We start from the raw sequence: 17,708 nt of genomic DNA on the forward strand, positions 1-17,708 counted from the left end.
GATGAGCTCCGGGATGAAGCGCGCGCTCACGCTCGTCGCGCTCGCCGCGGTGCCGCTCGCGGTGCTCGGCGTGTTCTTCGTGCTGCCCGTGAGCGGGATGATCGGCGAGGGGTTCTGGGTCGACGGCACCTTCGACCCCGGTGCGGTGCTCGAGGTGCTCGGCCGGCCGCGGGTGCACCGGGTCATCTGGTTCACGGTCTGGTCGTCGGTGCTCGGCACGACGTTCGCGGTGCTGCTCGGCCTGCCCGCGGCGCACCTGCTCTACCGCCGCGAGTTCCTGGGCCGCCGCGTGCTGCGGGCGCTGCTGCTGGTGCCGTTCGTGCTGCCGACCGTCGTGGTCGGGGTCGCCTTCCGCGAGCTGATCGGGGAGTCGGGGCCGCTCGGCTTCCTCGGCCTGGACGGCTCGGCGGCCGCGATCATCGCCGGCCTGGTGTTCTTCAACGTGGCCGTGGTCATCCGTGCGGTCGGCGCGTCGTGGGAGTCGCTCGACCCGCGCCCCGCCGAGGCCGCCGCCGCGCTGGGTGCCGGGCCGGCCCACGTCTTCCGCACCGTCACCCTGCCCGCGCTCCGGCCCGCGATCGTCTCGGCGGCCAGCGTCGTCTTCCTCTTCTGCGCGACCGCGTTCGGCGTCGTGCTGACGCTCGGCGGGCTGCGCTACTCGTCGCTCGAGACGGAGATCTACCTGCTCACCACCAACCTGCTCGACCTCCAGGCGGCGGCCGCGCTCTCGATCGTGCAGCTGCTGGCGATCACCGCGCTGCTGGTCGTGACCGGCCGGCTGCGCGCCGTACCCGATCCGAGCCTGGCCCGCTCCACGGCCCGCCACCGCCGCCCGTCGCGCGGTGACTGGCCGGGGCTGCTCGCCGCCGGTGTCGTCGTGGTGCTGGTCGGCACGCCGCTGGCCGCGCTGGTGGTCGGCTCGCTGCGCGCCGACGACACCTGGAGCATCGCCAACTACCGCGCACTGTCCGGCGAGGGCTCGCACCAGGCCCTGCTGGTGCCGGTCACCGACGCGCTCGTGACCTCCCTGCGGACGGCGGTCGACGCCACCTGGATGTCGCTCTCTCTCGGGCTGCTGGTCGCGATCGTCGTGACCCGCCGCTCGCGGTCCCGGTCCGAGCGGCGGGTGCGCGGCCTGCTCGACGGGCTGTTCATGCTGCCGCTCGGCGTCTCGGCGGTGACGCTCGGCTTCGGGTTCCTGATCACGCTCGACCAGCCGCCGCTCGACGTCCGCGACTCGCTGCTGCTGGTGCCGATCGCCCAGGCGCTGGTGGCCCTCCCGCTCGTCGTCCGCACGCTGGTGCCGGTGCTCGGTGGTGTCGACGACCGACAACGTCAGGCCGCGGCGTCGCTGGGCGCCGGGCCGGTGCGGGCCTTCATGACCGTCGACCTGCCGGCGATGTGGAAGCCGCTGCTGGCGGCGGCCGGCTTCGCGTTCGCGGTGTCGCTCGGGGAGTTCGGGGCCACGTCGTTCCTCGCCCGCGACGACCACCCGACGATGCCGATCGTGATCTTCCGGCTGATCGGGCACCCGGGTGCGATGAACTACGGCATGGCCCTTGCCGCTTCTGTCGTCCTCGCCGCCACGACCGCCGTGGTGATGCTGCTCGTCGAGCGGCTGCGCGTCCCGTCGGTGGGGTCCTTCTGATGCTGTCGCTGCACGACGTCTCGGTGGCCTACGACGCGGTGCCCGCCGTCGTCGACGCGACGCTCACGCTGGCCGACGGTGACGTGCTCGCCGTCCTCGGCCCGTCCGGCAGTGGCAAGTCGACGCTGCTGCGCGCGGTCGCCGGGCTCGAGCCGACGACCGCCGGCCGGATCTGCTGGGACGGCGCCGACCTCGCCGGCGTGCCCACCCACAAGCGTGGCTTCGCGCTGATGTTCCAGGACGGTCAGCTCTTCGCCCACCTGACGGTGGCCGGCAACGTCGGCTACGCGCTGCGCCTGCGGCGTACCCCGAAGGCGCGCGAGCGGGTGCGGGAGCTGCTCGCCCTGGTCGGGCTGGAGGGGTACGGCGACCGGCTGCCCGGCACCCTCTCCGGCGGCGAGCGGCAGCGGGTCGCACTGGCCCGGTCGCTGGCCGTGTCGCCGCGGCTGCTGCTCCTCGACGAGCCGCTGTCGGCGCTCGACGCCGGGCTGCGCGAGCGGCTGGCCGCCGACCTGCGCGACATCCTGCGCGCGGCCGGCACCACCGCGCTGATGGTCACCCACGACCACGACGAGGCCTTCGCGGTCGCCGACCTGCTGGCCGTGATGCGGTCCGGGCGGATCGTCCAGCAGGGCGACATCGCCGAGGTCTGGCGCGCGCCGGTCGACGCCGAGACGGCGCTCTTCCTCGGCTACGCCCGGGTGCTGGACGGCGCGGCGGCCGGCACGCTGCTCGCCGCGGCCGGGCTGGCGGCGGCGCCCGCGGTCGCCGTACGACGCTCCGCCCTGGCCGTGGCCGAGGGCGGACCGCTCGGCGGCGTCGTCGTGTCGGGCCGGGCGACACCCGAGCAGATCCGGCTGGTGGTCGATGTCGACGGGATCGGCGAGGTCGACGCGGTCGCCCGCCTCGGCACCCACCCCGCGCCGGGGGAGCGGGTCGCGCTCGCGGTCGACCCGAGCAGGCTCGCGGCGACACCGGCAGGTCGCGAAAGATCCGGTGGTTGAGGGCCGAGGAACGAGGCGCCTCGAAACCTCCCTACACTGGCGTGCGTGTATCGCCGCGCCTACGTCCTCCTCGTGGGCAACGCCGTGCTCATGGGTGGTGCGGCGATCGTGGTCGCGATCCTCTACGACAAGCGGCTGATCGACCCCGAGGGCAGCTTCCTCGGCCCGTCCTGGCTGCGGCTGCCGCTGCTGCTGCTCGGTGCGCTGCTGCTCGACATGCTGCCGCGCACGCTCTGGTACTCGAAGCTCGACCCGCGGCTGATGCCCGCGATCGTGCGCGAGCGGTGGCGCAAGCACTGGAACCGCGAGCGCCTCACCCTGGTCGCGCTCGGCATCATCTGCTTCTACATCGTCTACGTCAGCTACCGGAACCTGAAGTCGTTCCTGCCCTTCGTGCGCGGCGAGACCTACGACCGCGAGCTGCACCTGCTCGACCAGCTGCTGCTCTTCGGCCACGACCCGGCGACCGTGTTGCACACCGTCTTCGGCGAGCAGATCGCGGCGTACCCGCTCTCCTACGTCTACCTGTGGTTCCTGCCCCTGGTGCCGCTGGCCGTGACGGCCTGGCTGGTGTGGTCGCGCAACATGTCGTACGGCTACTGGTTCGTGACGTCGCAGTGCGTGGCCTGGACGCTCGGCACCATCTCCTACTACGCGCTCCCCACGCTCGGCCCCGGCCTCGAGTACACCTGGCTGTACGACGCGCTCCCGAACACGCCGACCAGCCAGCTGATGGACTCGCTGGTCAACGGCCGCCACAACGTCTTGTGGGGCGGCATCGGCGACGCCGTGCAGTCGGTGGCCGGCTTCGCGAGCCTGCACTGCGCGATCACCCTGCTGGTCGCGCTGATGATCCAGTACACCGTGGACTCGAAGCCTCTCAAGATCGTCTTCTGGGTCAACTTCGGGCTCACCGTCGTCGCCACCCTCTACTTCGGCTGGCACTACATCGCCGACGACATCGCCGGCGTCATGATCGCGGTCATCTCCTTCTACGTCGGTGGCGTCGCCAGCGGCCAGAGGTTCGACAAGCACGGTCTGGCCTCGCACCCGACGACCACCACGTCAGCCGTCCCCGTCGACCGCTGACTGCCGCGCGCCGGGGTACTCCCTGACGTTCGCGGGGTGCTGCGCGCCCGAAAACCCCCGTTTCGTCAGGGAGTATCCGCGCTGTTCGCGAATGACAACCTTGTAATTCGTCAAGTCGACACGCCGGTAATCCCGAAAGAAGTGACCGAATTTGTTTCTTTTGGGACGAAAGTTGTCTAACGTGCTGCGAGTGCCGCATGGGGCGGACGATCACAGCAGCGACATCGGGGGGACGACACGGTGCGAGCGTTCGGAGTGGCGGCAGCCCTCGCCCTGACCCTCGCGGTCGGCGCCGTGGCCACCGGGGTCGGCACCGGCGTGGCCGTGGCGGACGACGGCGCCGTCCCCAGCCACCAGGACATCCACGAAGCCCGGGTCGCCGCCCGCGACAAGGCCGACGACGTCGACGCGGTCCGCGCCCGGCTCGTGCTCGCCAACCAGCGCCTGCAGGAGTCGGCCATCGCCGCCGCCCAGGCTGCGGAGGCCTACAACGGGGCCCGCTGGCGCGCCGCGGAGGCCCGCCGGGCCGCCGTCGAGACGCAGCGGCGATCGGCGGTCGCGGAGGCCGACGTCCAGCGCCAGCGGGAGGCGTACGGCGACGCGCTCGTCACGTCGTACGAGATGTCCCCGGGGCTGACCGCGTTCTCCGCGATCGTCCGCTCCGACGGGATCGGCACGGTCGTCGAGCGGACCACCAGCCTGCAGAACGCCGAGGCGGCGCTCGACGGCAACTACAACGAGTTCCGCGCCGCGGCCACCCTCGCCGACGTCGCGCAGCAGCAGGCCGAGGATGCCGAGGACGACGCCGTCGCCGCCGAGCAGGAGGCCCAGGACGCTCGCGACCAGGCCCGGGCCGCCGCCGACGCGGCCGCCGCCGACGCAGTGTCGATCGCCGACGAGAAGGCCGCGCTGATCGCCCAGCTCGCCGACCTCCAGCACATCAGCGTGGAGCTCGCCCAGCGCCGCCAGTCCGCCCTCGAGCAGCAGGCCGCCGAGGCCGCGGCCGCCGCGGCCCAGCACGAGCAGGAGGCCGAGGAGCAGAGCACCCCGAGCCCCGAGCCCAGCGCGCCGGCGCCCACCCCGGACCCCGAGTCCGCACCCCCCTCGACCCCGACGCCGCCGACCACCCCCGCACCCACCCCGCCTGCCCCCACGCCCACCCCGCCCGCCCCCGCGTCCGGCGCCCAGGCAGCGATCTCGTTCGCCCGCGCCCAGATCGGTGAGCCCTATCGCTGGGGAGCATCGGGCCCCAGCGCGTGGGACTGCTCCGGTCTGACCATGGGCGCGTGGGGTGCGGGTGGGAAGTCCCTCCCGCACTACTCGGTGGCGCAGTACGAGCAGTCGACGCCGATCTCGGCCGGCCAGCTCCAGCCGGGCGACCTGGTGTTCTGGGGCTCGTCGTCCGACCCGGGCTCGATCTACCACGTCGCGCTCTATGCCGGTGGCGGCCAGATCATCCAGGCGCCGCGTACGGGCCGTCCGGTCGAGGAGGTCTCGATGTACTCCTGGACGACCCCCGGCTTCTACGCCCGCCCCTGAGGGGCGCAGGTCACACGATCCCGGTCCAGAGCACTGCTTGAAGCCTGAACGGCCTGGGTAGCGTCGGGACATGGCCACCGACACCGTCGCACCCGCCGCGCAGGGATACGTCCAGCCCGAGGTCGACGTACCCGCGCTGACCGCCCTCCTCGACGGCAAGTACGCCGAGGTGCGCAACCTGGTGCGCAGCAACCTCGCCGAGTACGCGTCGATCCTCGACGACGCCGAGCAGCTCTCGACGGACGAGTTCCGGGAGCGGGTCAAGGACGTCGTCGTCGAGATGGCCGCCACCGGCCAGACCGGCATGGGCTTCCCCCAGGAGTACGGCGGCGGGGGCGACATCGGCGCCTCGATCGCGGCCTTCGAGACGCTCGCGTACGGCGACCTCTCGGTGCTGGTGAAGGTCGGCGTCCAGTTCGGCCTCTTCGGCGGTGCGATCCTCCAGCTCGGCACCCAGGAGCACCACGACGCCTACCTGGCCGACCTGATCACCGGCAAGCTGATGGGCTGCTTCGCGATGACGGAGACCGGCCACGGCTCCAACGTCCAGGCGCTCGGCACCGTCGCGACCTACGACGTCGCGACGCAGGAGTTCGTGATCACCACGACCACCGAGGATGCCCGCAAGGACTACATCGGCAACGCCGCGAAGCACGCCCAGGTCGCGGCCGTCTTCGCCCAGCTCGAGGTCGGCGGCAAGTCCGAGGGCGTGCACGCCTTCGTCGTGCCGATCCGCGAGAACGGCAAGCCCTGTCCGGGCGTCCGGATCGAGGACGACGGCCTCAAGATGGGCCTCAACGGCGTCGACAACGGCCGGATCTGGTTCGACCAGGTGCGGGTGCCGCGCACGGCGCTGCTCAACCGGTTCGCCGACGTGACCCCGGCGGGCGTCTACGAGAGCGAGATCGAGAACCCCAACCGGCGCTTCTTCACGATGCTCGGCACCCTGGTCCAGGGTCGCGTGTGCGTCGGCGGCGCCGGCATCAACGCGAGCAAGGTGGCGCTGGCGATCGCCACGAAGTACGCCGTACGCCGTCGTCAGTTCGAGGCGACGTCCGACGAGCACGAGGAGCTGCTCCTCGACTACGGCATGCACCAGCGCCGGCTCTTCCCGCTGATCGCGCGGACCTACGCGCTGCACTTCGCCCAGGAGGTCGTCGCGTCCCAGCTGCACGATGTCTTCTCCGGGATCACCGACGACGACATCGCCCGTCGCGAGCTCGAGTCGCGCGCGGCCGGCACCAAGGCGCTCGGCACGTGGCACGCAACCCGCACCATCCAGGAGTGCCGCGAGGCCTGTGGGGGAGCGGGCTACCTGGCGGTCAACCGCTTCGCCGCGCTCAAGGCCGACACCGACGTGTTCACGACGTTCGAGGGTGACAACCACGTGCTGCTGCAGCTCGTCGCGAAGGGCCTGCTCACCGACTACGCGAGCGAGTTCGAGGACATGGACCAGCTCGGGATGGTCCGGTTCGTCACCAACCTCGCGGTCGAGACCGTGATCGAGAAGACGTCGGCCCACAAGCTGCTCGAGCGGGTCAAGGACCTCCTGCCCGGCGGCGACCAGTGGGACCAGGACGCCGGCCTGCTGGACCCCGACTACCAGCTCGCGATGCTCCGCTTCCGCGAGGAGCACATGCTGGCCGGCGTCGCCCGGCGCCTGAAGCGCGGGATCGACCAGAAGATGAATCCGGGCGAGGTGTTCTCCCGGGTGCAGGACCACGTGATCGGCGCCGCCAACGCGCACGTCGAGCGGCTGGTCCTGGAGGCGTTCGTCGACAAGACCCGCTCGCTCCCCGCGGGTGACCAGAAGGTCGCGCTCGGCCTGCTCTGCGACCTGTTCGCGCTGTCGACCATCGAGGCCGATCGGGCGTGGTTCATGGAGCACGGCCGGCTCACCGTGCAGCGCTCCAAGGCGATCAGCCGCGAGATCGGCAGCCTCTGCCGCAAGGTCCGCCCGATCGCCGTCGACCTCGTCGACGCCTGGGGCGTCCCGGTCGAGATGCTCCGGTCCCCGGATCTGGTCGGCTAGTCACACCAGCCCCAGGAATCCCCGGTTGGCCGGTGAGACCCGCACGACACGCCGTGCCGACACGGCGTGTCGCGTGGCTTTCACCGGCCAACCGGTGAAACCCGCGCCACGACGAGCCCGGTCAGTGAGCCTGGGGGAGACCCTGGCCCGGAGGATGCGGCTGGCTCTCGGAGTGGCCCTCGGTCTTGAGCCGCTCGAACGACGCGTAGACCTCGGCCTCGGCCTCGGTGCGGCCGACCCACTCGGCGCCCTCGACGGACTTGCCGGGCTCGAGGTCCTTGTAGACCTCGAAGAAGTGCTGGATCTCGAGGCGGTCGAACTTGGAGACGTGCGCGATGTCGCGCAGGTGCTCGAGGCGCGGGTCGGTCGCGGGGACACAGAGGACCTTGTCGTCGCCGCCGGCCTCGTCGGTCATGCGGAACATGCCGATCGCGCGGCACTTGATCAGGCAGCCGGGGAAGGTCGGTTCCTGGAGCAGGACCATCGCGTCGAGCGGGTCGCCGTCCAGGCCGAGGGTGTTCTCGATGTAGCCGTAGTCGGCGGGGTACTGCGTCGACGTGAACAGGGTGCGGTCGAGACGGATCCGGCCGGACTCGTGGTCGACCTCGTACTTGTTGCGCACACCCTTGGGGATCTCCACCAGCACGTCGAACTCGAGCACGTCTTCCTCCGCCATCGTCATCTGTCCAGGAGGCCCGCGAGGCAGGCTTCGGCCAGTCTCCCGCACAATGACGGCAAACGTGCAGTCGGGAAGAGGTGAACTGTGGCGAGACGTGACTCACACCACGGCTCACGCCTGGCCTTCTGGCTTCCCGTGCTGCTGGTCGTGGCCCTCCTCGGCTCGGCAGGGGTGGCCTACCGGCTCGACGACGACCAGCCCGACCCGACCCACGACCCGGCCGCCGTCGCGCCGCCCGCCGGGCTGGTCCTGCCCGCTCTCAGCACCCCGGCGCCCGTCGCCGAGCCGGCGGCGGGCCCGCTCGACCCCGGGAAGGTACGGCGCGCGGTCGCCCCGCTGCTCGAGGACGACGACCTCGGTCCAGCCGTGCTGGCCACGGTGTCGGCCCTCGACGGCACCCTCCTCTTCTCGGCCGGCATGGGGACGGCGACCCCGGCGTCGACACTCAAGCTCCTGACGACCGCGGCCGCCCTCGAGGCCCTCGGTCCGGAGCACACGTTCGCCACGACCGTGGTCTCCGACGCTCCGGGGTGGATCGTGCTGGTCGGGGGCGGTGACCCGCTGCTGGCGAGCAGGCCCGGCCGCCGGGCGGCGTACCCGCACCCGGCCGACGTCGTCACCCTCGCCAGGGCGACCGCGCAGGCGCTCCAGGACAGCGGCCGCACCCGGGTCCGGCTGGGCTACGACACCAGCCTCTTCTCCGGTCCGGCCGTGAACCCGCACTGGCCGGCGACCTACGTCCCCGAGGCCGTCGTGTCCCCGATCTCACCGCTCTGGGTCGACGAGGGCCGCCCGGCCACCGGGTCCGGTCGGGTCGACGACCCCGCAGCAGCCGCCGCGACCGCGTTCGCAGCGGCCCTCGACCGGGCCGGGGTCGAGGTCGTCGGGGCGCCCCGCCCGCGCCCGGCCCCGCCGGACGCCGCCGAGCTCGCCCGGGTCACCAGCCCGCCGCTGTCGCAGATCGTCGAGCACACCCTCGAGTTCAGCGACAACGAGGCCGCCGAGGTGCTCCTGCGCCAGGTCGGCCGCGCGACCGGCGACGACGGGTCGTCCAGGGCCGGCGTCACCGGCGTCCTCCACACCCTCGAGACGCTCGGGGTGCCGACCACGGGGGCCAGGCTGTACGACGGCAGCGGGCTCTCCCGCGACGACCTGGTCAGCCCGGACACCCTGGCGGCCCTGCTCCGGACCGCCGCCGCCGTCGGCCACCCCGAGCTGCGCGCCGTGATCAGCGGGCTGCCGGTGGCCGGCTTCAACGGCTCGCTCGCCGACCGCTTCGGTGACGCCGAGCGGGGCCGGGGCCTGGTCCGGGCCAAGACCGGCACCCTGGCGGGTGTCAACGGCCTGGCCGGCACCGTGACCGACCGGGACGGCCGGCCGATGGTCTTCGCGCTCCTCGCCGACCGCGTCGCGCTGGTCGACAGGTTCACCGCCGAGGACGCCCTCGACGCGGTCGCCACGGCGCTCGCGGCCTGCCACTGCGGAGCGTGAGCGTTGGCGCCCACGGGTACGGTCGGCGCATGACGAGCAGCGGGTCCGGCATGGTCGACTGGGACCTCGCGGTCTCGATCGGGTCCAGGATCGCCGGCGACGGACCCGCCATCTCCCGCGGCGAGGCCGCGGCCGCGGTCGCCGAGCTCCGGGCCGATGCCGACCGCTCGACGGGTCTGGTCCGGGAGTTCACCGGCCTGGTGGCCGCCGACCGTACGGCGCCGGTCCTGGTCGTCGACCGGCCCGGGTGGGTGCAGGCGAACGCCGACGGGTTCGCCACCGCGCTCGCGCCGATGGTCGACAAGCTCAGCTCCGGCAAGAGCGCACCGTCGGGGCTGGCCAAGGCGATCGGCTCCCGGGTCACCGGCGCCGAGGTCGGGGGGCTGCTGGGCTTCCTCGCCGGCAAGGTCCTCGGCCAGTTCGACCCGTTCCACGCGCCCTCCGGCCGGCTGCTGCTGGTGGCCCCCAACATCGTCCACGTGGAGCGTGAGCTCGAGGTGGACCCGCACGACTTCCGGCTCTGGGTGTGCCTCCACGAGGAGACGCACCGGGTGCAGTTCACCGCCGTGCCGTGGCTGACCGACCACCTCCTCGCCGAGATGCACGCCATCGCCGACACCCTCGAGCCGGCCAAGCTCCTCGACGAGGGCCTCGGCCGGATCACCGAGGCGCTCAGGAGCGCCCGGAGCGGCGGCAGCCTCCTCGACGTCATCGGCAACCCCGAGCAGAAGGAGATCGTCGACCGGGTCACCGGCGTCATGTCGCTGCTCGAGGGTCACGCCGACGTGGTCATGGACGGCGTCGGCCCGTCCGTCATCCCGACCGTCGGTGACATCCGCACCCGCTTCAACCGGCGCCGCAAGGGCGTCGGCACCCTCGACCGCGTGCTGCGCCGGCTGCTGGGGCTCGACGCCAAGATGGCGCAGTACCGCGACGGCGCGAAGTTCGTCCGCGGGGTCGTCGACAAGGCCGGGATGGCGGAGTTCAACGCGGTCTGGGAGCACCCGGACAACCTCCCGTCCAAGGCCGAGATCGCCGACCCGCAGGCCTGGGTCTCGCGCGTCCTCTAGGGTCCGGGCCGTCGTGAGCCTCCACCCCGCCGTCGCCGCCGTCCGGCTGGCCGTACGCCGCGCCCTCGCGCACGTCGAGGCCGGTCAGCCGGTCGTCGTCGCCTGCTCCGGCGGGGCGGACTCGCTCGCGCTGCTGGCGGCCACCGTGTTCGAGAGCCGCCGGGCCGGCTGGCACGTGATCGGCGCGACCGTCGACCACGGGCTCCAGGGGGGCTCGGCCGAGCACGCGGCCCACGTCGTGGAGCAGATGGCCGGGCTCGGTGCCCATGAGACCCTCTCGGCGACCGTCCACGTCGAGGGCGCCGGGCTCGGGCCCGAGGCAGCGGCGCGTCGGGCCCGGTACGCCGTGCTCGAGAAGATCGCCGAGCGCTTCGGCGCCGCGGCGGTCGTCCTCGGCCACACCCGCGACGACCAGGCGGAGACCGTGCTGCTCGGCCTGACCCGTGGCTCGGGGGGTCGGTCCCTCGCCGGGATGCGCCGCTCGTTCGACGTGTTCGTGCGGCCCCTGCTCGACGTCGCGCGCGCCGACACGGTCACCGCCTGCCAGGTCGAGGGCATCGGGTTCTGGGAGGACCCCCACAACGTCGACCCGGCGTACACCCGGGTTCGCGTGCGCTCGCGGGTCCTGCCCGTCCTGGAGGAGGAGCTCGGGCCCGGCGTCGCCGCGACCCTGGCCCGCACCGCCGACCAGCTGCGGGCCGACATGGACCTCCTCGACGACCAGGCGGAGGCCGCGCTCGCCCGCCTGGCCGGTCTCCCCGTCGACGGGCTCCTGGCCGAGCCCGTGTCGATCCGACGCCGGGTCCTGCGGCTGGCGGCCCTGGCCGCGGGGGCGCCTGCCTCCGAGCTGTTCCACGACCACGTGCTCGCGATGGACGCGCTGCTCACCGACTGGCACGGTCAGCGCTGGGCCGAGCTGCCCGGCGCGGTCCGCTGCCGCCGCGAGGGCGGGCGGCTCCATTTCGGGTCTCGAGGATGAGAAATCACAGGTTTGCACCTGGTGGGCCGATATTCACGTCAGACTCCCTATGACCGACCGTCTGGTCAGCGTCACCCCCGAAACGAGGAACGAGATGTCCTACCGTCGTACGGCCGCCGCGGCCGCCGCTCTGATCGCCGTCGCTGCGATCGCACCCCAGGCGCTCCCGGCCTCCGCTGCGCCGGCCTCCGGCCACGCCACCTCCGCTCCGCGCGCCGGGTCGGCGCTGATCCAGGGCGTTGTGGTGGACCAGTTCGGCACGTACCTCGACGACGTCCAGGTGCAGGCCACGAAGGCTGACGGGACCCCGAGCGCATCGGCGCTGACCTACGCGAGCGACCGCGAGGACGGCCCGCAGCACGGCTACTTCTTCCTCGAGGTGACACGGGGCACCTACACGTTGACCGTCACCCGCGATGGCTACACGACGCTGGTGCTCGACGACATCGAGGTGGCGAAGGCGCGCCAGAAGGTCAGCCTCGGCGAGATCGAGATCCAGAAGAAGCTCGCCGACACCAGGACGAAGGGTGCGCTCGAGGACAGCTCGATCACGACGAAGCAGAACGGCGTGGTCGACGTCGAGGTGTCGTCGAAGGCGACGTCCAAGCCGACCGGCACGGTCGAGGTCCGCGAAGGCCGCGAGGTCCTCGGTGAGGGCACGCTCAGGACCAAGAACCGCGGCGAGCTCACGATCGGGATCGACAAGCTCGACAAGGGGATCCATCACCTCAAGGTCTACTACCTCGGCTCGTCGACGCTCAAGGCCTCGAGCTCCGACAACCTCACCCTCAAGGTCGTCAGGCCCAAGCACTGACCTAGGCTCTCCGCCATGGACGCTTCGCACGTGGAGAACGACCTGGTCAACGTCCTCTTCACCGAGGAGCAGATCCAGACCCGCCTGCGCGAGCTCGCGGCCGAGATCGAGCAGGACTACGCCGGCAAGGACCTCCTCATCGTCGGGATCCTGCGCGGCGCGGTGATGGTGATGGCCGACCTCGCGCGCAGCTTCACCCGGCACCTCGAGATGGACTGGATGGCGGTGTCGTCCTACGGCTCCGGCACGAAGTCCAGCGGCGTCGTCCGGATCCTGAAGGACCTCGACACCGACATCTCCGGGCGGCACGTCGTCATCGTCGACGAGATCATCGACACCGGCCTGACGCTGTCCTGGCTGACGGCCAACCTCGCCTCGCGCAGCCCCGCGAGCGTCGAGATCTGCACCCTCCTGCGCAAGCCCGAGGCGCTGACCATGCCGGTCGACGTGCGCTACATCGGCTGGGACATCCCGAACGAGTTCGTCGTCGGCTACGGGCTGGACTACAAGGAGCGCTACCGCAACCTGCGCGACATCGGCACCCTCGCCCCGCACGTGTACTCCTGAGCGGGGACGCGCCAGCGGACCCGCTGATGGTGGTCGAGCGAGCCGCGCGACCGAGCTCGCGAGGTCGCGACCGGCGTGTCGAGACCGGGTGAGACGGAAGGCGGCGGCGAGCGCGACCCCAGCCGGCCGTCCCGTGGGCCCGCTGCGCCCCACCCGCCGATTCCTGAGACAATGCCCATTGCCCGCGGTGTGTACCGTCGGCAGTTCAGATGAGCGTCCGTCCGGCCAACCGGTCGACGGGCGGCAACGTCGCGTCGAGAGAAGCCTGTGAAGCGCATATTCAAGGGTCCCTGGCTGTGGATCGTCCTGGCCGTGGTGGGCGTGCTCGTCGCGCTCCAGTACCTCGCCCCCAACGGCGGGTACGACGAGGTCGAGACCTCCACGATGGAGTCCTACATCGCCCAGGGCGAGGTCAAGGAGATCACCTTCGTCGGAGGTGACCAGGTCATCCAGGCCACCCTCGACAGCGGCGTCCGGGACGACGGCGACAAGGTCGAGGCGTACTGGGTCGACGGTCAGCAGCAGGGCATCATCAAGCAGGTCGACCAGCAGATCGCCGACGGCGCCATCGAGAAGTCGAACTCCAAGATCGCCAAGCCCAGCCTGCTCGGCTCGATCCTGGCCACCCTGCTGCCGTTCGCGCTGATCATCTTGCTGTTCCTGTTCTTGATGAACCAGGTCCAGGGTGGCGGCGGCCGCGGCGTGATGCAGTTCGCCAAGTCCAAGGCGAAGTTGATCTCCAAGGACATGCCGAAGACGACCTTCACCGACGTCGCCGGCTGCGAGGAGGCCATCGAGGAGCTCGAGGAGATCAAGGAGTTCCTCCAGGAGCCCGCGAAGTTCCAGGCCGTCGGCGCCAAGATCCCCAAGGGCGTGCTGCTCTACGGTCCTCCCGGCACGGGCAAGACGCTGCTCGCGCGCGCCGTCGCCGGCGAGGCGGGCGTGCCGTTCTACTCCATCTCCGGCTCCGACTTCGTCGAGATGTTCGTCGGTGTGGGTGCGTCCCGCGTCCGCGACCTGTTCGAGCAGGCCAAGGAGAACGCCCCGGCGATCGTCTTCATCGACGAGATCGACGCCGTCGGTCGCCACCGCGGCGCCGGCATGGGCGGCGGTCACGACGAGCGCGAGCAGACGCTCAACCAGCTGCTCGTCGAGATGGACGGCTTCGACGTCCGCGGCGGCGTCATCCTGATCGCCGCGACGAACCGCCCCGACGTGCTCGACCCGGCCCTCCTGCGCCCGGGCCGATTCGACCGCCAGATCGCGGTCGACGCCCCCGACCTGTCGGGTCGCCACCAGATCCTCAAGGTCCACTCGCGCGGCAAGCCGATGGCCCAGGACATCGACCTGCTCTCCGTGGCCCGTCGTACGCCGGGCTTCACGGGCGCCGACCTGGCCAACGTGCTCAACGAGGCCGCGCTGCTGACCGCGCGGGCCAACCAGAAGCTGATCACCAACACCGCGCTCGACGAGGCGATCGACCGGGTGATCGCCGGACCGCAGCGGCGCACCCGCCTGATGAGCGAGAAGGAGAAGCTCATCACGGCCTACCACGAGGGCGGCCACGCCCTGGTCGCGGCGGCGCTGCCCGGCACCGACCCGGTGCACAAGATCACGATCCTGCCCCGCGGCCGGGCGCTCGGCTACACGATGGTGCTGCCCGACGAGGACAAGTACTCCCAGACGCGCTCGCAGATGCTCGACTCGCTCGCCTACATGCTCGGCGGCCGGGCCGCCGAGGAGATGGTCTTCCACGACCCGACCACGGGTGCCGGCAACGACATCGAGAAGGCCACCGCCCTGGCCCGCGCGATGGTCACCCAGTACGGCATGACGGAGACGCTCGGCGCGATCAAGCTGGGCGACTCGACCTCCGAGCCGTTCCTCGGCCGCGACATGGGCCACCAGCGCAACTACTCCGAGGACGTCGCGGCCAAGATCGACGAGGAGACCAAGAAGTTCCTGGCGCACGCCCACCAGGAGGCCTTCGAGATCCTCGAGGAGAACCGCGACGTGCTCGACGCCCTCGTGCTCGAGCTCTTCGACAAGGAGACCCTCGACAAGGAGCAGGTCGCCCGCGTCTTCGAGCCCCTGCGCCGGCGCCCCGAGCGCCCCGCGTGGACCGGCTCCGACCAGCGGCACCCGTCGGCGATCCCGCCGGTCGAGATCCCGCAGTGGATCAAGGACCGCGCGGCCGCCAACGCTGCGGCCTTCGCCGCCTCGAACGGCGACGGCCCGAAGGACACCGAGGAGGGTCAGAACGGCTCCGGCGCGATCCTGACCCCGCCCGGGTCCGGCGGCGACGTGCACGGCGACCCCGGAGTCCAGGGGCCCGGGACCCAGCTCCCGCCGCACTGAGACCGTGACCGACTCCATCCGCCCCGACGACCGGGCGCCCGAGGACATCCCGCCGTTCGACCAGGCGCGGGCCGAGGCCGCCGTGCGCGAGCTCCTGGCCGCGATCGGCGAGGACCCCGACCGCGAGGGGCTGCGGGACACCCCGGCGCGGGTCGCCCGGGCGTACGCGGAGGTCACGTCCGGGATGCGGATGGCCCCGGAGGACGTCCTCACCACGACGTTCGACCTCGGACACGACGAGATGGTCCTGGTCCGCGACATCGAGCTGTGGTCGATGTGCGAGCACCACCTGGTGCCGTTCACCGGCGTCGCGCACGTGGGCTACATCCCGGCCGAGAGCGGCAAGATCACCGGCATCTCGAAGCTGGCCCGGCTGGTCGACGTCTACGCCAAGCGCCCCCAGGTGCAGGAGCGGCTGACCACCCAGGTGGCCGACGCGCTGATGCGGATCCTCGACGCCCGCGGCGTGATCGTGGTGATCGAGGCCGAGCACCTCTGCATGACGATGCGCGGGGTCAAGAAGGCCGGCGCCCGCACCATCACCTCCGCCGTGCGCGGCATCATGCACAACGCCGCGACCCGCTCCGAGGCGATGTCGCTGATCAACAGCAGCCGCGGCCACCGCTGACCCCGGCGGGGCCGCACACCGCTAGCCTCGGTGCCCATGACGACGCGCACGCTCCCGCAGCTGATGGGCGTCGTCAACGTCACGCCCGACTCGTTCTCCGACGGCGGCCGCTGGCTCGAGCCGGAGGCCGCCGTCGCACACGGCCGCGCCCTGCTGGCCGACGGGGCCGACATCCTCGACATCGGCGGGGAGTCGACCCGGCCGGGCGCGACCCGGCCCGTCGTCGAGGAGGAGCTCGGCCGGGTGATCCCGGTGATCACGGAGCTGGCCGCCGACGGAGCCGTCGTCTCCGTCGACACCATGCGCTCCGAGGTGGCCGAGGCGGCGCTCGCCGCCGGCGCCACGATGGTCAACGACGTCTCCGGCGGCCTCGCGGACCCGCGCATCCTCGAGGTCGTGGCCGCCGCGGGTGCGCCGTACATCGCGATGCACTGGCGAGCTCACGCCGACCACATGCGCGACTTCGCCGTGTACGACGGCCCGGGCGGCGTGGTCGGGGCGGTCCGCGACGAGCTGTCCGAGCGGGTGGAGGCGATCCTGGCCGCGGGGATCGCCCCCGACCGGATCGTCCTCGACCCGGGCCTCGGGTTCGCCAAGCACGGCGAGCACAACTGGCAGCTGCTGCGCGACCTCGGGCCGCTGCAGGCGCTCGGCTTCCCGCTGCTGGTGGGTGCGAGCCGCAAGTCCTTCCTCGGTAGGCTGCTCGCGGACGCTCGCGGGACGCCCCGTCCGGTGGAGATGCGGGAGCACGCCAACACCGCGCTCACGATCCACCTCGCTCACCAGGGGGTGTGGGGCCTGCGGGTGCACGACGTACGCGCCGCGCGCGACGCCCTCCGGGTGCTCGAGCGGCTGACCGGGGAGGACGGACCATGACCGACGAGCTCACGGTCCGCGGCATCGAGTGCTACGGCCACCACGGGGTGTTCGAGTTCGAGAAGCGCGAGGGGCAGACCTTCGTGATCGACCTCACCCTCGGCATCGACACCGCACCCGCGGCGGCGTCCGACGACTTGCCAGACACCGTCGACTACGGGAGTCTCGTGGCCTCGGTGAAAGCCGCCGTGGAGAAGGATCCGGTCGACCTGATCGAGACCCTGGCCCAGCGGATCTCGGGCGTCTGCCTCTTGGACGACCGTGTTGAATGGGCGCGGGTCACGGTTCACAAGCCGGACGCACCCATCGACGCGACGTTCGAAGACGTCGCGCTGACGATCACCCGGAAACGTGAGGGCCGCCCGTGACTGAGACCCCCAACCCCAACATCATCGATGCCGACACGCTGACCGGTGAGATGCGTCCGATCCGTCGGGCGGTGCTGGCGTTGGGCTCCAACCTCGGCGAGCGGCTGGCCAGCCTGCAGGGCGCCGTCAACGCCCTGGCGGACACACCGGACGTGTGGATCACCGGTGTCTCGCCCGTCTACGAGACCGAGCCGGTCGGCTGCCCGCCCGACACGAAGACCTTCCTCAACGCCATCGTGATGATGGACACCACGTTGGCCGCCAGCCGGCTGATGGACCGGGCGCTGGCCATCGAGGACGCCTTCGAGCGGGAGCGCAGCGAGGTCAAGAACGCGCCGCGCACCCTCGACGTGGACCTGATCGTCGTCGGCGACCGGCGCAGCGACGAGGAGTCGCTCCGGCTGCCGCACCCGCGGGCGGCCGAGCGGGCGTTCGTGCTGCGTCCCTGGCTCGACCTCGACCCGGAGGCGGAGTTCCCGGACCTCGGTCCGGTGGCCGACCTGCTGGAGGCGACCGACCAGAGTGGCATCAAGCTGCGGGACGACCTGGTCCTCGAGGTCCAGTGA

General features: G+C 71.8%; 16 protein-coding genes. 15 read left to right on the plus strand and 1 reads right to left on the minus strand.

The window, feature by feature from the left end; all coding sequences use genetic code 11:
* Position 1 precedes the first annotated feature (1 nt).
* The 5 genes from PD653B2_RS05285 (at position 2) to PD653B2_RS05305 (ending at position 7,312) form a co-directional block, all read left to right on the plus strand.
* Positions 2-1,648 (plus strand): ABC transporter permease, encoded by a 1,647-nt coding sequence (locus PD653B2_RS05285; protein WP_242665146.1) that lies wholly within the window; start codon positions 2-4, stop codon positions 1,646-1,648.
* Positions 1,648-2,652: an ABC transporter ATP-binding protein gene (locus PD653B2_RS05290; protein WP_085871291.1), complete on the plus strand. Its 1,005-nt coding sequence runs from the start codon at positions 1,648-1,650 to the stop codon at positions 2,650-2,652. The genes PD653B2_RS05285 and PD653B2_RS05290 overlap by 1 nt, the downstream gene beginning before the upstream one ends.
* A 45-nt stretch (positions 2,653-2,697) precedes the next feature.
* Positions 2,698-3,741, plus strand: a complete 1,044-nt coding sequence (locus tag PD653B2_RS05295) for a phosphatase PAP2 family protein (protein WP_085871292.1) — start codon at positions 2,698-2,700, stop codon at positions 3,739-3,741.
* Between the two features lie 240 nt (positions 3,742-3,981).
* Complete coding sequence (locus tag PD653B2_RS05300) at positions 3,982-5,280, plus strand: NlpC/P60 family protein (protein ID WP_133058948.1); 1,299 nt, start codon at positions 3,982-3,984, stop codon at positions 5,278-5,280.
* A gap of 70 nt (positions 5,281-5,350) precedes the next feature.
* The gene (locus PD653B2_RS05305; protein ID WP_085871294.1) at positions 5,351-7,312 is read left to right on the plus strand and encodes an acyl-CoA dehydrogenase family protein; all 1,962 of its coding nucleotides are present in this window, start codon (positions 5,351-5,353) and stop codon (positions 7,310-7,312) included.
* 121 nt (positions 7,313-7,433) lie between these two features.
* Here the strand turns inward: PD653B2_RS05305 and PD653B2_RS05310 are convergent, their stop codons facing one another.
* Positions 7,434-7,994, minus strand: coding sequence for an inorganic diphosphatase (locus PD653B2_RS05310; protein ID WP_278247442.1), 561 nt, complete (start codon positions 7,992-7,994; stop codon positions 7,434-7,436).
* A gap of 81 nt (positions 7,995-8,075) precedes the next feature.
* Between PD653B2_RS05310 and dacB the strand changes: the two genes are divergently transcribed.
* From dacB to folK, 10 genes are all read left to right on the plus strand, one after another.
* On the plus strand, positions 8,076-9,482 hold the full coding sequence (dacB, locus tag PD653B2_RS05315; protein ID WP_085871295.1) for a D-alanyl-D-alanine carboxypeptidase/D-alanyl-D-alanine endopeptidase: 1,407 nt from the start codon (positions 8,076-8,078) through the stop codon (positions 9,480-9,482).
* A 29-nt stretch (positions 9,483-9,511) separates the two neighbouring features.
* Positions 9,512-10,552: a zinc-dependent metalloprotease gene (locus PD653B2_RS05320; protein WP_085871296.1), complete on the plus strand. Its 1,041-nt coding sequence runs from the start codon at positions 9,512-9,514 to the stop codon at positions 10,550-10,552.
* Between the two features lie 13 nt (positions 10,553-10,565).
* Positions 10,566-11,531: a tRNA lysidine(34) synthetase TilS gene (tilS, locus tag PD653B2_RS05325; protein ID WP_085871297.1), complete on the plus strand. Its 966-nt coding sequence runs from the start codon at positions 10,566-10,568 to the stop codon at positions 11,529-11,531.
* A gap of 49 nt (positions 11,532-11,580) precedes the next feature.
* Positions 11,581-12,345, plus strand: coding sequence for an Ig-like domain repeat protein (locus PD653B2_RS05330; protein ID WP_085871298.1), 765 nt, complete (start codon positions 11,581-11,583; stop codon positions 12,343-12,345).
* Positions 12,346-12,360: 15 nt separating this feature from the next.
* Positions 12,361-12,912, plus strand: coding sequence for a hypoxanthine phosphoribosyltransferase (gene hpt / locus PD653B2_RS05335; protein ID WP_085871299.1), 552 nt, complete (start codon positions 12,361-12,363; stop codon positions 12,910-12,912).
* A gap of 267 nt (positions 12,913-13,179) precedes the next feature.
* Positions 13,180-15,270, plus strand: coding sequence for an ATP-dependent zinc metalloprotease FtsH (gene ftsH, locus PD653B2_RS05340; protein WP_085871300.1), 2,091 nt, complete (start codon positions 13,180-13,182; stop codon positions 15,268-15,270).
* A 4-nt stretch (positions 15,271-15,274) separates the two neighbouring features.
* The gene (gene folE, locus PD653B2_RS05345) at positions 15,275-15,898 is read left to right on the plus strand and encodes a GTP cyclohydrolase I FolE (protein ID WP_085871301.1); all 624 of its coding nucleotides are present in this window, start codon (positions 15,275-15,277) and stop codon (positions 15,896-15,898) included.
* Between the two features lie 36 nt (positions 15,899-15,934).
* A complete protein-coding gene (gene folP / locus PD653B2_RS05350; protein WP_085871302.1) occupies positions 15,935-16,774 on the plus strand; it encodes a dihydropteroate synthase in 840 nt (279 codons plus the stop codon).
* On the plus strand, positions 16,771-17,142 hold the full coding sequence (gene folB / locus PD653B2_RS05355) for a dihydroneopterin aldolase (protein ID WP_085871303.1): 372 nt from the start codon (positions 16,771-16,773) through the stop codon (positions 17,140-17,142). The genes folP and folB overlap by 4 nt, the downstream gene beginning before the upstream one ends.
* Positions 17,139-17,708 (plus strand): 2-amino-4-hydroxy-6-hydroxymethyldihydropteridine diphosphokinase, encoded by a 570-nt coding sequence (gene folK / locus PD653B2_RS05360; RefSeq protein ID WP_085871304.1) that lies wholly within the window; start codon positions 17,139-17,141, stop codon positions 17,706-17,708. The genes folB and folK overlap by 4 nt, the downstream gene beginning before the upstream one ends.

Origin of the sequence: Nocardioides sp. PD653-B2, from assembly GCF_002117935.1 — a bacterium.
In the GTDB taxonomy this organism is placed as follows: domain Bacteria; phylum Actinomycetota; class Actinomycetes; order Propionibacteriales; family Nocardioidaceae; genus Nocardioides.

What these genes read in the sequence shown, in the direction of transcription:
- PD653B2_RS05285 (WP_242665146.1), top strand. Translation starts at nt 2, where the DNA reads ATGAGCTCCGGGATGAAGCGCGCGCTCACGCTCGTCGCGCTCGCCGCG.
- PD653B2_RS05290 (WP_085871291.1), top strand. Translation starts at nt 1,648, where the DNA reads ATGCTGTCGCTGCACGACGTCTCGGTGGCCTACGACGCGGTGCCCGCC.
- PD653B2_RS05305 (WP_085871294.1), top strand. Translation starts at nt 5,351, where the DNA reads ATGGCCACCGACACCGTCGCACCCGCCGCGCAGGGATACGTCCAGCCC.
- PD653B2_RS05310 (WP_278247442.1), bottom strand. Translation starts at nt 7,994, where the DNA reads ATGACGATGGCGGAGGAAGACGTGCTCGAGTTCGACGTGCTGGTGGAG.
- PD653B2_RS05320 (WP_085871296.1), top strand. Translation starts at nt 9,512, where the DNA reads ATGACGAGCAGCGGGTCCGGCATGGTCGACTGGGACCTCGCGGTCTCG.
- PD653B2_RS05330 (WP_085871298.1), top strand. Translation starts at nt 11,581, where the DNA reads ATGACCGACCGTCTGGTCAGCGTCACCCCCGAAACGAGGAACGAGATG.
- hpt (WP_085871299.1), top strand. Translation starts at nt 12,361, where the DNA reads ATGGACGCTTCGCACGTGGAGAACGACCTGGTCAACGTCCTCTTCACC.
- folP (WP_085871302.1), top strand. Translation starts at nt 15,935, where the DNA reads ATGACGACGCGCACGCTCCCGCAGCTGATGGGCGTCGTCAACGTCACG.
- folB (WP_085871303.1), top strand. Translation starts at nt 16,771, where the DNA reads ATGACCGACGAGCTCACGGTCCGCGGCATCGAGTGCTACGGCCACCAC.